Origin of the sequence: Streptomyces sp. XH2, from assembly GCF_049725035.1 — a bacterium.
Lineage (GTDB): Bacteria > Actinomycetota > Actinomycetes > Streptomycetales > Streptomycetaceae > Streptomyces > Streptomyces roseoverticillatus.
The window spans coordinates 361,856-375,575 of record NZ_JBMMMZ010000004.1; the positions used below are offsets into that span (position 1 = coordinate 361,856).

Below are 13,720 nucleotides of genomic sequence, written 5' to 3' on the forward strand. Positions count from 1 at the left end.
CGATCGCGGGACAGGAGTAGGATCGCCCGCGCCATGCAGATGAATGCCACGTACACCAGTTTTGTCGCGGTCGGGGACTCCTTCACCGAGGGCATGTCCGACGGGCTGCCGGACGGCTCCTACCGGGGCTGGGCCGATCTCCTCGCCGCGCGGCTGGCCGCCCGCAGCCCCGGCTTCCGCTACGCGAACCTCGCCGTGCGCGGCAAGCTGATCGGCCAGATCGCGGACGAGCAGTCCGCGCCGGCCGCCGCGCTGGGCGCGGACCTGGTGACGCTGGTCGGCGGCCTGAACGACGTGCTGCGGCCCAAGTGCGACGTGGACGCGGTGTGCGCCCGGCTGGCCGAGGCAGCGGACCGGCTCGCGCCGAGCTGCAAGCAGCTGGTGCTGATGCGCAGCCCCGGCCGGCGCGGCCCGGTCCTGGAGCGGTTCCGCCCCCGCATGGAGCAGCTGTTCTCGTTCGTCGACGCGCTGGCCGAGCGGCACGGGGCCGTGGTCGTGGACCTCTTCGGCGCCGAGGTGCTGGGCGACGCGCGGCTGTGGGCCGACGACCGCCTGCACCTGAACGCCGAGGGGCACCGGCGGGTGGCCGAGGCCGTGTGGCAGGCGCTCGGCCACGAGCCGGAGGACGACTGGCGCGCGCCCCTGCCCCCGGCCGTCCGCGCCGGCTGGGCGGCGCGCCGCGCCTCCGACGCCCGCTTCACGCGCGAGCACCTCGTGCCGTGGATCGGGCGCCGCCTGACGGGCCGCTCGTCCGGTGACGGCCGGGCGGGCGCGCACTTCAGCGCGGACGAGGGCCGTGCGTTCTGGGTGACGCCGCCGGCCGGCGGGACCGGGACCGGGACCGCCGACGTGACGGGGTGGCTGCGGGCGCAGCCGTAGGCCCCTCCCGCCCGGAGGCCCGCAGGCCGCCCCTCCCCCGCCGGCTCAGCTCTCCAGCAGGCGGCGCAGCGCGGCCTTGAAGGCGGTGACGAAGGCGTCGCGCGTCTCGGGTGCCACGAGGTCCAGGGACAGGTACGGGTTGAGGTCCTCCAGCTCGACCAGCAGCAGCTCGCCCCCGGGGGCGCGGCAGGCGTCCACGCGCTGGATGCCGTGCTCGATGCCGTTCCACGCAACGAAGCGCTGCGCGAAGGCCAGGTCCTCCGCGGTGGGCTCGTACGGCACGAGCTCCCAGCGGCGGTCCGGGTCGGGCGCGTGGAGGGCGTACTGGAAGGCGTCGTCGACGAAGTAGAACGACACCTCGTAGCGGAAGCGGATCCGCGGCTGGACGAGGACGCCCTCGTAGGAGAGGTCCGCGAGCTCCTCGCGCGGGACGAAGCGCAGGCCTATGGAGTCCGCGCCGAGCTTCGGCTTGACCACGTACTCGCCGGCGTCGGGCAGCAGGCCGGTGTCCTCGGGGCGGTCCACGGTCGGGATGACCGGGAGGCCGGCGGCGGTGAGGTCCAGCAGGTACTGCTTGCCGGCCATGTCGGCCTTGCCGGTCAGCTGGTTGTAGACGCGCACGCCGCCCTCGGCCGCGCGGCGCGCGAAGTCGTCGTACGCGGCCTGGTAGTGCAGCACGGGCCCGCTGTTGCGGACCACGACGGCGTCGAAGGCGTCCATCAGCGCGGCCGCGTCGAGCGGGTGGCACAGGGCCACGTCGAAGTCCTCGCGCAGCCGGGAGGACAGGAAGATGTCCTCGTCGCAGTACCTGCGCCCGCGCGCCGGGTAAGCGAGGTCGGTGACGTAGAGGACGCGGGGCTGGGCGGACGGCATGGCTCTCCTGAGGCGCTGGGCTGACCAGGGGCCCCATTGACGGCCCACGGGCTGTCCGGTCGATGATATCCGTGCAGGTCAGACGGAGATCGTCCGGTGTTCCCGAGCGAAGGAGAAACGGCGTGCCTGTCGACGGAAAGGCCCACGTGCGCATCGCCCGCCCGTCCCGCGACCTCGCGGCGGCGGAGCGGTTCTGGACCGGGGGGCTCGGCCTCTCGGTCCTCTACCGGCACGAGGCCGCCCCGGACGCCCCGCCCCGGGAGGACCACTCGCTGCTGATGCTGGGCTGGCCCGACGCGGGCTGGCACCTCGAACTGGTCGTCTCGGAGGGCGAGTTCGTCCGGCCCGCGCCCACCGTGGAGGACCTCCTCGTCGTCTACGTCGCCGGGGAGGTCCCGCAGGAGCTCGTCGACCGCCTGGAGGCGCACGGCGGCAGGCGCGTCGAGGCCCACAACCCCTACTGGGACACGTGGGGCGTCACGGTCGAGGACCCCGACGGCTACCGCCTGGTGCTGTCCACGCGTGACTGGTCCAACGCGTAGGGGTTTTCCGGCGGATCACCGGCCGAGGGTCCGTCCGTTCCGCCGGGCCCTCACCGCCGGGGTGCTGCGCCGTGGCGGCGGGCCTCTTCTCCGCCACGGCGGCGAGCCGGCGCGGCGCGGCCGGCCCGCAGCGCCGGACAGGCCCGGTCGCGGCGGGCCGGCGCTCAGCGCGTGGCGTCGAGGATGACCCTCGCCACGAGCGCCGGGTCGTCGTTCATCGGCACGTGCCCGCATCCCGGCAGCCGGACCAGCCGTGCCGCGGGGATCACCTGTTTGGCCCGGACGCCCTGGCGGCGCAGCAGCAGCCGGTCGCGCGTGCCCCACGCGACGGTCACGGGGACGTCCGCGATGTCGTGCGTGAACAGGCCGCCCCGGCCTGCGGCGAGGGTGGGCGCGAAGCCGGCGGCCTCGCGCAAGGCCCGCGTCTCGGCCATCACGGCGTCGGGCGAACGGCGGCCCGGGCGGGCGTAGATGGCGCCGGTCAGGGCCGCGCGCCCGGCTGCCGTGCGGGCCAGCCGGGCGACGGCCTGCGGGGGCAGCGACTCGGCGCCGCGCCGCATCGCCCGCAGCACGGCGAAGGCGTAGCGGCGCTCGGCCTCGGTCCAGAAGCCCGCGGGCGAGAGCGTGACCGCGGTCCGTACGAGCTTCTCGTGCGCGAGCTGCAGGGCCAGCAGCCCGCCGAGGGAGTTGCCTGCGACGTGCGGCCGGTCCAGGCCCAGGGCCTCGAACAGCGCTCTGAGGACGGGGACCACGCCGCGCAGGTCGTAGGTGACGCCGTCCGGCAGCGCGGGCGAGTTGCCGAAGCCGGGCAGGTCGACGGCGATGACGTCGCGCTCAGCGGCGAGGATGCCCGCGACCGGGTCCCACGCCTGCAGGTGGTGGCCGACGCCGTGCAGGAGCACCAGCGGCTCCCCGCCGCCGAGCCGTTCGTAGGACACCTCCGCCGTGCGCCGTCCGGCGGGGGTGTCGATGGGGAAGACGACCGTGTCGGCCATGCGTGGCTCCTCGTCATCCTGGGGTGACCGGTGAGGTATTGAGACAGGATGTCAGTAAGAGTTACCGCAGGGTAGACCCTGTGCGAAGAGCCGTACGATGACCCGGTGACCGCACGTGACACCGCGCTCGATGCCTTCGAGGAACACCGCTCCGTCCTGACCGGGGTGGCCTACCGCATGCTCGGCCGCGTCACCGACGCCGAGGACGTCGTCCAGGAGGCGTGGCTGCGCTGGTCGGGCGCCGGCCGGGAGGACGTGCGCGACCCGCGCGGCTACCTCGTGCGGGTCACCACCCGGCTGGCCGTCGACCGGCTGCGCCAGGTCCAGGCGCGGCGCGAGGCGTACGTGGGCCCCTGGCTGCCCGAGCCGATCGCCACCGACTACGGCCCGGCCGTCCCGGACACCGCCGAGCAGGCGGTGCTGGCGGACTCCGTCTCGCTCGCCGTGCTCGTGGTCCTGGAATCCCTGTCACCGCTGGAGCGGGCGGTCTTCGTGCTGCGGGAGGCCTTCGGCTTCCCCTTCGGCGAGATCGCCGTCACTCTCGACCGCTCGGAGGCGTCCGTGCGGCAGCTCGCGAGCCGGGCCCGCCGCCATGTCGACGAGCGCAGGCCGCGCTTCACCGTGGACCCGGCGGAACAGCGCGACCTCACCGAGAAGTTCCTCGCCGCGGCCACGGGCGGCAGCATCGGCAACCTGCTGGAGCTGCTCGCGCCCGACGTCCGGCTCGTCGGCGACAGCGGCGGCAAGGCCAAGGCGCCGCTGCGCGTCATCGAGACCGCGGACAAGGTCGGGCGCTTCCTGCACGCGGTGGCGCGGCAGCCCCTGCCGGAGGCGGAGGCACGTTTCATGGAGATCAACGGCCGCCCGGGCCTCCTCGTCCTGTCCGGGGGACGCCCGGACAGCGCGCTCAGCCTGGAGGTGGCGGACGGCCGGATCACGACGGTCTACCTGGTGCGCAACCCCGACAAGCTCAGCGGCCTGGCCGGCTGACCGGGCGCTACAGGCCGCCGCCCACGCGCAGCACCGCGCCCGTCGTGTACGACGCCTCCGGCGACAGCAGCCACGCCACCGCCCCCGCGACCTCGTCGGGCATGCCGGGGCGGCCCATGGGCACGACGGCGGCCTTGCGCGCCGGCCGGTCGGGGTCGCCCATCGCCGCGTGGATGTCGGTGACGATCAGTCCGGGCTGCACGGAGTTGACGCGGACGCCCTCCTCGGCGAGCTCCTTGGACAGCCCCACGGTCATCGCGTCCACGGCCGCCTTGCTCGCCGCGTAGTGCACGTACTCGCCGGGGGCGCCGAGGGTGGCCGCGGCCGAGGAGATGTTCACTATCGCGCCGCCCATGCCACCGTGCCGGGTCGACATCTCCAGGGCCGCACGGCGGGCGCAGATCAGAGCACCCGTCACGTTGACGTCGACGACGCGGCGCATCCGCTCCACGGGCGTCTGCGTGAACCGGCCGAGCAGGCCCGTGACGCCGGCGTTGTTGACCAGGCCCGTGACCGGGCCCAGCTCCGCGCGCACCGTCTCGAACAGCGTGTCGACCTGGCCCTCCACGCTGGTGTCGGCCTGGACGACCACGCAGCGGACGCCCTCGGCGCGCACCGCTGCGGCCGTCGCCTCGGCGGCCTCGCGCGCGCGTTCGTAGCCGATGCCCACGCTGTGGCCCGCGCGCGCGAGCCGCACCGCGACCGCCGCGCCGATCCCCCGGCCGCCTCCCGTGACCACCGTGACCTGATCCATGGTGCCCTGCCCCCCTCGCCCTTCGCCCGCTGTCTTCCGTCCTCTTCCGCCCGTACGGTAATCGGGGCATTGGTCTTGACCAAGTCCGGGCACCGTCCTATGGTCGCCATACTGCAACAACCTTTAATAAAGAAGCGCGCAAAATGCTTTGCGGAGGAACAGGGTGGGGACCACGCAGCTCGACACGGTGCCGGAGCCGAAGTACTGGCACCTGAAGACCGTGCTCAGCGAGGCGCTCGACTCCGAGTTCGCGGTGGGTGAGATCCTGCCGAACGAGCGGGAGCTCGCCGCCCGGTTCGGCGTCGCACGGGCCACGCTCCGGCAGGCGCTCGAACAACTGGAGCTCGAAGGACGACTGCAGCGCCGCCGCGGCGTCGGCACCACCGTGGCCCCGCCCCGCGTGGGCGTGGCCGTCGGTGACGCCGAGCAGGCCTGGCCGGGCACCGCCGCGGACTCCTGGCAGGCCGTCGACTGTCTGGAGGCGGCTCCGCCCGCGGCCGTCGCCCGGCTGCTGGGCACGCCCGCCGGGCGGCCGGTGCACACCGTCCGCCGGATCCGCCGGACGCACGGCCAGCCGGTGGCCGCCGAGCTGCTCTACGTGCCGGGCCACTCCGTCCCGGGCCTCGCCGCGATCGACACCGCGTCGGGCGCCGCCCGCGCCCGGACGGTCCTGCGCGAGCTGCAGCGCCTCTCCCTGGAGGGCCAGGACCGCGCGGTGGAGCTGGGCTCGGCCCGCGCCGAGGACGCCAAGCAGCTCGACCGGCTGCCCGGCGCGCCCGTCCTCCTCGTCACCACCCGCTACTTCGCCGAGGGTGCGACCGCGGCCGTGGCCGTCGCGACGTACCGGGCGGACACCTGCCGGCTCACCTTCGGTGAGACGGGGGTACAGCTGCTGGCTGCGGGCTGACGGTTGCCTCCGGCGGTTCCCGGCCGGACGCACGGCTACGGTGCGCGGAATTCCGCCGGCCCCTCGCCGTGGTGGCTCGACGCCGATGCGGCGGACGCTTGTACCGGGCGCGCCCCGAGCGGGGTGCGGCTTCTCTCCGCCGGCTGTGTGTGCCGGGGGCGGCGTTACGGGTGACCTCGCGTCCGCCGGACCCTCGAAGCCGTTGCGGCGGTTCGGGTGCGGACCGGCGTCCGGGCCCGTGGCGGGGCCACTCGGCGGGCAAGGCGGTCGCGGCGGGCCCGAGCGGAGCGCTCCCGCTCACCGCCGTGCGGTGACCGTGCTCTCCACCGCGAACAGCTGCTTCTCCACATGGTCGAGGGCCAGCCGCAGCGCCCCCGTGGCCACCGCCGCCTCGCCGAGCATCGACTGCACCACCTGCGGGGGCCGCAGGCAGTAGCGGGCCAGCTCCGTGCGCAGCGGTTCCAGGACGCCGCTGAGGCCCGCCGCCCAGCCGCCGACGACGACCAGCTCGGGGTCCAGGGCCAGCACCAGCGCGGCCACGTCGTGCACCAGCCTGCGCATGAAGCGCTCCACCGCCTCGGCGGCCCGCTCGTCGCCCTCGCGCGCGAGCGCGAAGACCCGCGCCACCTGCGCCTCGTCCAGCGGGTGCAGTGGCTCGCCCGTCGTGGACAGCACTTCTTCCGGAGTGGCCTCGCGGCCCAGCAGGTGGAGGGCGCCGATCTCGCCGGCCGCGCCTCCGAAGCCCCGGTGCAGCCGCCCGCCGATCAGTGAACCGGCCCCGGGGCTGAGCCCCGCCAGGACGAACACGACGTCGTCGGACCCGGTGGCCGCGCCCTTCCAGTGCTCGGCCACGGCGGCGGCGTTCGCGTCGTTCTCCACGAGGACCGGGCAGCGGAACGAGCGGCGCAGCCGCTCCCCCAGCGGCAGCCCCGTCCAGCCGGGGAGCGCCGTGCCCAGCCGGACCGTGCCGTCGGCCTCGACGATGCCCGGGGTGGCCACGCCGACGGCGCGCAGCCCGCTGCGCGGCACGCCCGAGCGCGCCAGCAGGTCGGCGACGGCTTCCCGCACGCGGTCCAGCCGCTCGTCCGCCGGGGCCGTCTCCGCGACGTCCACGGACGCCGAGCCCATGACGCGCCCGCTCAGGTCCGCCATCAGGGCGGCGATCCGGTGCGGCCCGATCTCGATGCCGAGCAGGTGGCCCGCCTCGACGCGGAAGCGGAAGCGGCGCGCGGGCCGGCCCTGGCGGCGCGCCTCGCCCTCCTCCGCGGGGGCCTCCACCACCAGGCCGGACTCCATCAGGCCCTCGACCACGCCCTCCACGGTCGGCCGGGACAGGCCGGTGACCTTGACCAGGTCCGTGAGGGTGGGCGCGGCGGCCAGCGGGGACGCCGGGGACGCGGCCGTGCGGAGCGCGTGCAGCACGACGGCCGAGTTGATCCGCCGCAGCAGCGACGGGTCCCCGCCGGTGAGCCGCCCCAACGTCGCCGCCTCCTCGCGTTTACGCGTCCTTTGCCTACTGGCCGGATCGTATCGGGTGCGGTGGCCCGCGGCGAGCCTCGGGACTCAGCCGGGGGTCACGAACCCCGACTCGTAGGCGGCGATCACCGCCTGGGTGCGGTCCCGCGCCCCGAGCTTCGCCAGCACCGCGCTGACGTGCGTCTTCACCGTCTCGGCACCGAGCGTCAGGGTCCGGGCGATCTCCGCGTTGGACAGGCCGCGGGCCATGTGGCGCAACACCTCGGCCTCGCGCGCGGTCAGGGCCGCCCGCTCCATGGCCGCCCGGGCCCGCTCGTTGCCCCGCCCGGCCGCGAGCCGCCGCAGCGCGGCCGGGAACAGCAGCGAGTCGCCGGCGGCCACCGTGCGGACCGCCTGCACGATCTCGGCGGGGGCGGAACGCTTGAGGAGGAAGCCGTCGGCGCCGGCGCGCAGCGCGTCGTAGACGTACTCGTCGTTCTCGAACGTCGTCACGACCACGATCTTCGGCGGCCGGTCGGCCGAGCGGAGGACGGCGCGGGTCGCCTCGATGCCGTCCAGGAGCGGCATCCGGACGTCCATCGCGACGACGTCCGGCCGCAGCTGACGGACCATCGGGACCACGGCCGCGCCGTCCGCGGCCTCGCCCGCGACCTCGATGTCGTGCTGTGCTTCGAGGATGGCGCGCAGGCCCGCGCGCACCAGGGGTTCGTCGTCGACGAGCAGAACGGATATCGGCATCGGGCCACCATAGATCGTGCCGCGGGGCCGCCTCGTTGTCGTCACTCGCCGCTGCGGCGAGGGTCCGGCGGAATGCGCACCCGCCGAGGAGCTCTCACACCCCCAGCGGGAGCACCGCCCGCACCCGCCAAACGCCCTCGTGCACACCGGTCTCGGCGTGGCCGCCGAGGAGCGCGGCGCGTTCGCGGATGCCCCGCAGCCCGCTGCCGCCGCCGCTGACGGCGCTGCCCGCAGACCCGGCCCCGGCCCCGGGAAGGGGGTTGCGGATGTCCAGCTCCAGGACGCCCGCGCGGACCGCTATCCGCAGCGAGACCGGTACGGGGCCCGCGTGCCGCACCACGTTGGTGAGCGCTTCCTGGGCGATGCGGTAGCCCTCGCGCGACACCGGGCCCGGCACGGCCTCCAGGCCGCCGGTGACGTCGGCGGTGACCTCGGCGCCGGAGCCCCGGGCGGCGGTGAGCAGCCGTTCGACGTCCGTGAGGGCCGGGCGCCCGGCCGCCGCTCCGGGCGCGTCCTCGCGCAGGACGGCGAGGACGCGCTCCAGGTCCTCCAGCGCGGGCCGGCCCGTCTCCTCGATGGCGGCCAGGGCCTGCTCGGTGAAGGCGGGCGAGCCGGCCGCGCGCGCCGCGCCCGCCTGCACCACGGCGACCGTCAGGGCGTGCCCGACGGAGTCGTGGAGCTCGCGGGCGAGCCGGTTGTGCTCCAGCAGCCGCTCCGTCCGCTCCTCCAGCGCGGCCAGCCGCTCGGCCGCGGACGGGCCGAGGAGCGCCCTCGCGGCGCGCGCCTGCAGCTCCCCCGCGAGGACGACGAAGGCGAGGAGGAGCACTGGCACGAGCAGGCCCAGCACGGCGCACGACCAGTGGCCCGGCGCGGGGGTCCACAGCGGCATGCGCACCGTGCCGTCCCCCGCGGCGCTGCTGATGAGCCGCACCGCAAGCGTCGGTGCGTGGACCGAGAGGAACGCGGTCGCCACGCCCGCTTCGTACCGCACGACCAGCCACGCTGCCGTGCGTCGGCGGTCCGTCCAGGAGGCCGAGCGCGCGGGGGTGAAGTGCGGCTCCGGGCCCTTCTTCCCGGCCGGGAACAGCAGCAACTGCGCCTGCATGCCCTCCGAGAGCCGCACCCCCGGGAGCATGGCCGCCACCGCCAGGAAGGGCAGCGGCAGCACGAGCAGCCAGGCGCCGGCCGGGCTGTTGACGTTGCCGAGCCCGGGCGTCACGAACGCGAACACGGTGGCGACGACGGCCGCCATCACGAGGTGCAGCCAGCGGGTGTACGTGACCGCGCGGACCACCGGGCGCAGGGGAACGATCATGACTTGATCCTTCCAGCGCCCCGCGGGCCGCGGCCTCCCCCGCGTGGGGGAGACGGTCCCCACGCGAGGGGGAAGCGCCGCCTCCGGTCCGGGCGCGAGCCTTGGGCCATGACCTTGATCGAGATCCGCGGACTCACCAAGCGGTACGGCCCGGTGTGCGCCCTGGACGGGCTCACCGTGACCGTCCGGCCCGGCCGGGTGACCGGCTTCCTGGGCCCCAACGGCGCCGGCAAGTCCACCACGATGCGCATCCTCCTCGGCCTCGACCGGCCCACCTCCGGGACGGCTCTCGTCGGCGGCAGCCCGTACGCCTCGTTCGCCGAACCGCTGCGGCACGTCGGCGCGCTGCTGGACGCCTCGGCCGCCCATCCCGCCCGGACCGCCCGCGACCACCTGCTCGCCCTCGCCCTCAGCAACCGCATCCCCGCCCGGCGCGTCGACGAGGTGCTGGAGGAGACGGGGATCGCGAGCGCGGCCCGGCGGCGCGTGCGCACCTTCTCGCTGGGGATGCGGCAGCGCCTGGGGCTCGCCGCCGCGCTGCTCGGTGACCCGCCCGTGGTGCTGCTCGACGAGCCCACCAACGGCCTCGACCCGGAGGGCATCCTCCGGCTGCGCCGGCTGGCCCGCCGCCTGGCCGGGGAGGGGCGGACCGTCCTCCTCTCCAGCCACCTCATGAGCGAGATGGCGCAGACCGCCGACCACCTCGTGGTCCTGGGCCGGGGCCGGCTGCTGGCCGACGCGCCCCTGGACGAGTTCGTCGGCGGGAGCGCCTCGCTGGAGGAGGCCTACTTCGCCCTGACCGCCGGCTCCGCCGAGTTCACGCACCAGGAAGGCACGCCCTCATGACCGCCCTCGCGACCGCCCTCGCACCCGTCGTCCGCTCCGAGTGGGTGAAGATCCGTTCCGTGCGGTCCCTGCTCGTGGCCCTCTTCGCCGCCTTCGTCTGCAGCGTCGGCGTCACCGTGCTGGTGCACGCCATGGTCGGCAGGGCCGAGGCCGGCAACGCGGACTTCGAGCCCGTCTACGGCTCCTACTTCGGCCTCAACTTCGGGCACATCGCCGCCGTCTGCTTCGGCGTGATGGCGGTCGCCGGGGAGTACGCGGGAGGCGGGATCAGGCTCTCGCTGGCCGCCGTGCCCCGCCGCGGCCTGTTCTTCGGCGGCAAGCTGCTCGTCGTGGGCGCCGCGGCCCTGCCGGTGGGCCTGGCGACCGGCTTCGGCTGCTTCCTCGGCGCGCAGGTCCTGCTCGGCGAGTACGGGGTGGGGCTGGGGGCGCCCGGCGCGCTGCGGTCGGCGATCGGCTGCGGTCTGTACCTCACGCTGCTCACCGTGTTCTCGGCGGGCGTGGCCGCGGTGCTGCGCAGTCAGGTCGGCGCGCTGTCGGTGCTCACGCCCGTGGTCTTCCTGATCTCGCCGGTCTTCGCGGGGGTCCCGGGCATCGGGAAGGTGGTGGCCTTCCTCCCGGACCGGGCCGGCCAGCAGATCCTGCACCCGGTCCCCGAGGGCCCGCTCGGGGCCTGGCCGGGGATGGGAGTGATGGCCGCGTGGGCGGTGCTGGCCGCCGCGGCGGGCTGGTGGTCGCTGCGTCGCCGTGACGCGTGACCTCCTCCGGAGAGGGGCGGCCGGTACGCACCAAAGGCGGCTGCGCGGCACCGCAGGGCCGGGGCGCCGGCAACGGCCGCTTGGTCTTCCCCGCCGCGGCGGACCCCGGCCACGACGGCGCGGTCCGGCGGCGCCGGACATGATCAGGCCACGCTCAGGCGTCGCCGTCCGCCGCCTCCCGCAGCCGCGCGAACTCCTCCGCCATCTTCGGCAGCGGCCAGTGCGCGTTGAGCCCGCTGGGGTTGGGCAGCGCCCAGACGCGGGTGGCGCCCATCGTCCGCTCCTGCGGGCCGATCTTCGCGTGCTTGTCGCCGAAGGCGACGCGGTAGGCGGTCACCCCGACGACCGCCAGCCAGCGCGGCTTCAGCAGCTCGACCTTCTCGGTCAGGATGCGGCCGCCCTCGACGTACTCCGCGGTGCTCAGCTCGTCCGCGCGCGCCGAGGCCCGGGCGACGACGTTGGTGATGCCGAGCCCGTAGCCGAGCAGTTCCTCCTGCTCGGCGGGGCGCAGCTGCCGCGGTGTGAAGCCGGAGGCGTGCAGGACGGGCCAGAAGCGGTTGCCCGGGCGGGCGAAGTGGTGGCCGGTGGCCGCCGACATCAGGCCGGGGTTGATGCCGCAGAAGAGGACGCGGAGGCCGTCCGCGACCACGTCGGGTACGAGGCGGTCGCGGGCGGCCTCCAGCTGCTCCGGTGTCAGAGGATCGCCCCCGGGGCGTACGCGGCGGCCTCCGGGTGGCGCTTGGCGATCTCCTCGATGCGGGAGACCACGAGGGCGGCCTGGTCGGCGGCGGCGCCGGTGAAGGACAGCTTGTCGGCCATCAGGGCGTCGAGGCCGGCCCGGTCCAGCGGGATCCGCTCGTCGGCGGCGAGCTTGTCGAGGAGCTCGTTGCGCTCGGCGCCCTGCTCGCGCATGGCGAGCGCGGAGGCCACCGCGTGCTCCTTGATCGCCTCGTGGGCGACCTCGCGGCCGACGCCGGCGCGCACGGCCGCCATCAGCACCTTGGTGGTGGCGAGGAAGGGCAGGTAGCGGTCGAGCTCGCGGGCGACGACGGCCGGGAAGGCGCCGAACTCGTCGAGCACCGTCAGGAAGGTCTCCATCAGGCCGTCGAGCGCGAAGAACGCGTCCGGCAGGGCCACGCGGCGCACCACGGAGCAGGAGACGTCGCCCTCGTTCCACTGGTCGCCCGCGAGCTCGCCGGCCATGGAGGCGTAGCCGCGCAGGATGACCATGAGGCCGTTGACGCGCTCGCAGGAGCGGGTGTTCATCTTGTGCGGCATGGCGGAGGAGCCGACCTGGCCGGGCTTGAAGCCCTCGGTGACCAGCTCGTGCCCGGCCATCAGCCGGATGGTCTTGGCGAGCGAGGACGGTGCCGCGGCCAGCTGCACCAGCGAGGTCACGACCTCGTAGTCGAGGGAGCGCGGGTAGACCTGGCCGACGGAGGTGAAGGCCTGGGCGAAGCCGAGGTGGTGGGCGATGCGCCGCTCCAGCTCGTCCAGCTTGGCGGCGTCGCCGCCGAGGAGGTCGAGCATGTCCTGGGCGGTGCCGACGGGGCCCTTGATGCCGCGCAGCGGGTAGCGCCCGAGGAGCTCCTCCAGGCGGGCGAAGGCGACGAGGAGCTCGTCGGCGCCGGTGGCGAAGCGCTTGCCGAGGGTGGTGGCCTGGGCGGCGACGTTGTGCGAGCGGCCGGCCATGACCAGCTCGGCGTTCTCCGCGGCGAGCTTGCCGAGGCGGGCGAGGACGGCGACGGATCGGTCCCGGACGAGCTCCAGGGAGAGCCGGATCTGCAGCTGCTCGACGTTCTCCGTGAGGTCGCGGGACGTCATGCCCTTGTGGATGTGCTCGTGGCCGGCGAGGGCGTTGAACTCCTCGATGCGGGCCTTGACGTCGTGCCGGGTGACCTTCTCGCGCTCGGCGATCGAGGCGAGGTCGACCTGGTCGAGCACGCGCTCGTAGTCGGCGAGGGCGGCGTCCGGCACCTCGATCCCCAGGTCCTTCTGGGCGCGCAGGACGGCGAGCCACAGCCGCCGCTCCAGCGTCACCTTGTACTCGGGGGACCACAGGACGGCCAGCTCGGCGGAGGCGTAGCGGCCGGCCAGGACATTGGGGATGCGGGGCTTCACAGACACGCTGCCGAGTCTACTGTCGGTTGCTGCAGACTCCGGCACGGGGCTCGTTCGTAGCTTGCTACGAGCTACGGCGTCACCTTCAGGGTGTACTCACAGCCCCTGACGGAGCCGCCTCCGCCGCCCGCCGCGACCCGCTTGCCGTCGACCTTGATCACGCACGGCGGGGTGGCGAACTTGTCGTCGTGCTCGGGGCCGGTGCCGTAGACGGAGCCGGGGACCAGGGCCAGCAGGACGCCGTCCTTGGGCTCCGTGCCGCGGAACGTGACGTCGACGGTCTTCGCCCACGGCAGGGTGACCTGCTCGGTGGCGTTGCGGTCCCAGGCCACGTAGGTGACCTGGGAGGATCCCGTGCCGTGCAGCTCGAAGGTCACCTTGCGGACGGACGGCCCGGCGTGCCTGGCGGCGGCCTGGCGCGGCGCCGCGGCCGCGGCGCCTCCCCGTCCCAGCCCGGTCCCGCAGCCCGCCACCAGCGTGGTCGCCGTCACGATGAGCGCCGTCCAGGTGACCGCCTTGCGCATGTTTC

The 13,720-nt window shown here is 74.9% G+C and carries 15 protein-coding genes; 6 read left to right on the plus strand and 9 right to left on the minus strand.

Translation table 11 applies throughout. From position 1 onward, the window contains the following. The first annotated feature begins 33 nt into the window (after positions 1–33). Positions 34–879, plus strand: coding sequence for an SGNH/GDSL hydrolase family protein (locus ACOTKD_RS11075; RefSeq protein ID WP_424888712.1), 846 nt, complete (start codon positions 34–36; stop codon positions 877–879). Between the two features lie 45 nt (positions 880–924). Here ACOTKD_RS11075 and ACOTKD_RS11080 read toward each other — a convergent pair whose 3' ends face one another. Next, positions 925–1,752 (minus strand): hypothetical protein, encoded by an 828-nt coding sequence (locus ACOTKD_RS11080; RefSeq protein ID WP_424888713.1) that lies wholly within the window; start codon positions 1,750–1,752, stop codon positions 925–927. A gap of 122 nt (positions 1,753–1,874) precedes the next feature. Between ACOTKD_RS11080 and ACOTKD_RS11085 the strand changes: the two genes are divergently transcribed. After that, positions 1,875–2,294 (plus strand): VOC family protein, encoded by a 420-nt coding sequence (locus ACOTKD_RS11085; protein ID WP_424888714.1) that lies wholly within the window; start codon positions 1,875–1,877, stop codon positions 2,292–2,294. A 164-nt stretch (positions 2,295–2,458) separates the two neighbouring features. Here the strand turns inward: ACOTKD_RS11085 and ACOTKD_RS11090 are convergent, their stop codons facing one another. Then, on the minus strand, positions 2,459–3,289 hold the full coding sequence (locus ACOTKD_RS11090) for an alpha/beta fold hydrolase (protein WP_424888715.1): 831 nt from the start codon (positions 3,287–3,289) through the stop codon (positions 2,459–2,461). 105 nt (positions 3,290–3,394) lie between these two features. Here ACOTKD_RS11090 and ACOTKD_RS11095 point away from each other — a divergent pair, with 105 nt between their 5' ends. Next, positions 3,395–4,279, plus strand: coding sequence for an RNA polymerase sigma-70 factor (locus ACOTKD_RS11095; protein WP_424888716.1), 885 nt, complete (start codon positions 3,395–3,397; stop codon positions 4,277–4,279). Positions 4,280–4,286: 7 nt separating this feature from the next. Here ACOTKD_RS11095 and ACOTKD_RS11100 read toward each other — a convergent pair whose 3' ends face one another. After that, complete coding sequence (locus ACOTKD_RS11100; protein ID WP_424888717.1) at positions 4,287–5,033, minus strand: SDR family oxidoreductase; 747 nt, start codon at positions 5,031–5,033, stop codon at positions 4,287–4,289. 163 nt (positions 5,034–5,196) lie between these two features. Here ACOTKD_RS11100 and ACOTKD_RS11105 point away from each other — a divergent pair, with 163 nt between their 5' ends. Continuing rightward, positions 5,197–5,940 carry a GntR family transcriptional regulator gene (locus tag ACOTKD_RS11105; RefSeq protein WP_424888718.1) on the plus strand — a complete coding sequence of 248 codons (744 nt, stop codon included), beginning with the start codon at positions 5,197–5,199 and terminating at the stop codon, positions 5,938–5,940. Positions 5,941–6,237: 297 nt separating this feature from the next. On the opposite strand, the gene ACOTKD_RS11110 is transcribed toward ACOTKD_RS11105, so the two are convergent. The 3 genes from ACOTKD_RS11110 to ACOTKD_RS11120 all read right to left on the minus strand — a co-directional run bounded on the left by ACOTKD_RS11110 (position 6,238) and on the right by ACOTKD_RS11120 (position 9,469). Next, entirely contained in the window at positions 6,238–7,419 is a 1,182-nt protein-coding gene (locus tag ACOTKD_RS11110; RefSeq protein WP_424888719.1) for an ROK family protein, read from the minus strand. A gap of 84 nt (positions 7,420–7,503) precedes the next feature. Next, positions 7,504–8,154, minus strand: coding sequence for a response regulator (locus ACOTKD_RS11115; RefSeq protein ID WP_424888720.1), 651 nt, complete (start codon positions 8,152–8,154; stop codon positions 7,504–7,506). Positions 8,155–8,248: 94 nt separating this feature from the next. After that, the gene (locus ACOTKD_RS11120) at positions 8,249–9,469 is read right to left on the minus strand and encodes a sensor histidine kinase (protein ID WP_424888721.1); all 1,221 of its coding nucleotides are present in this window, start codon (positions 9,467–9,469) and stop codon (positions 8,249–8,251) included. A gap of 108 nt (positions 9,470–9,577) precedes the next feature. Here ACOTKD_RS11120 and ACOTKD_RS11125 point away from each other — a divergent pair, with 108 nt between their 5' ends. Together ACOTKD_RS11125 and ACOTKD_RS11130 are read left to right on the plus strand one after the other, a co-directional pair. Then, positions 9,578–10,315 carry an ABC transporter ATP-binding protein gene (locus ACOTKD_RS11125; protein ID WP_424888722.1) on the plus strand — a complete coding sequence of 246 codons (738 nt, stop codon included), beginning with the start codon at positions 9,578–9,580 and terminating at the stop codon, positions 10,313–10,315. Next, positions 10,312–11,070, plus strand: a complete 759-nt coding sequence (locus tag ACOTKD_RS11130; protein WP_424888723.1) for an ABC transporter permease — start codon at positions 10,312–10,314, stop codon at positions 11,068–11,070. The genes ACOTKD_RS11125 and ACOTKD_RS11130 overlap by 4 nt, the downstream gene beginning before the upstream one ends. Positions 11,071–11,224: 154 nt before the next feature. On the opposite strand, the gene mug is transcribed toward ACOTKD_RS11130, so the two are convergent. The 3 genes from mug to ACOTKD_RS11145 form a co-directional block, all read right to left on the minus strand. Continuing rightward, complete coding sequence (gene mug, locus ACOTKD_RS11135; RefSeq protein WP_424888808.1) at positions 11,225–11,767, minus strand: G/U mismatch-specific DNA glycosylase; 543 nt, start codon at positions 11,765–11,767, stop codon at positions 11,225–11,227. After that, a complete protein-coding gene (gene purB / locus ACOTKD_RS11140; RefSeq protein ID WP_106678857.1) occupies positions 11,764–13,197 on the minus strand; it encodes an adenylosuccinate lyase in 1,434 nt (477 codons plus the stop codon). The genes mug and purB overlap by 4 nt, the downstream gene beginning before the upstream one ends. 65 nt (positions 13,198–13,262) lie before the next feature. Further along, positions 13,263–13,715 carry a hypothetical protein gene (locus ACOTKD_RS11145; protein ID WP_424888724.1) on the minus strand — a complete coding sequence of 151 codons (453 nt, stop codon included), beginning with the start codon at positions 13,713–13,715 and terminating at the stop codon, positions 13,263–13,265. Positions 13,716–13,720 lie beyond the last annotated feature (5 nt).

What these genes read in the sequence shown, in the direction of transcription:
- ACOTKD_RS11080 (WP_424888713.1), bottom strand. Translation starts at nt 1,752, where the DNA reads ATGCCGTCCGCCCAGCCCCGCGTCCTCTACGTCACCGACCTCGCTTAC.
- ACOTKD_RS11130 (WP_424888723.1), top strand. Translation starts at nt 10,312, where the DNA reads ATGACCGCCCTCGCGACCGCCCTCGCACCCGTCGTCCGCTCCGAGTGG.
- ACOTKD_RS11120 (WP_424888721.1), bottom strand. Translation starts at nt 9,469, where the DNA reads ATGATCGTTCCCCTGCGCCCGGTGGTCCGCGCGGTCACGTACACCCGC.
- ACOTKD_RS11075 (WP_424888712.1), top strand. Translation starts at nt 34, where the DNA reads ATGCAGATGAATGCCACGTACACCAGTTTTGTCGCGGTCGGGGACTCC.
- ACOTKD_RS11125 (WP_424888722.1), top strand. Translation starts at nt 9,578, where the DNA reads ATGACCTTGATCGAGATCCGCGGACTCACCAAGCGGTACGGCCCGGTG.
- ACOTKD_RS11115 (WP_424888720.1), bottom strand. Translation starts at nt 8,154, where the DNA reads ATGCCGATATCCGTTCTGCTCGTCGACGACGAACCCCTGGTGCGCGCG.
- ACOTKD_RS11100 (WP_424888717.1), bottom strand. Translation starts at nt 5,033, where the DNA reads ATGGATCAGGTCACGGTGGTCACGGGAGGCGGCCGGGGGATCGGCGCG.
- ACOTKD_RS11090 (WP_424888715.1), bottom strand. Translation starts at nt 3,289, where the DNA reads ATGGCCGACACGGTCGTCTTCCCCATCGACACCCCCGCCGGACGGCGC.
- ACOTKD_RS11145 (WP_424888724.1), bottom strand. Translation starts at nt 13,715, where the DNA reads ATGCGCAAGGCGGTCACCTGGACGGCGCTCATCGTGACGGCGACCACG.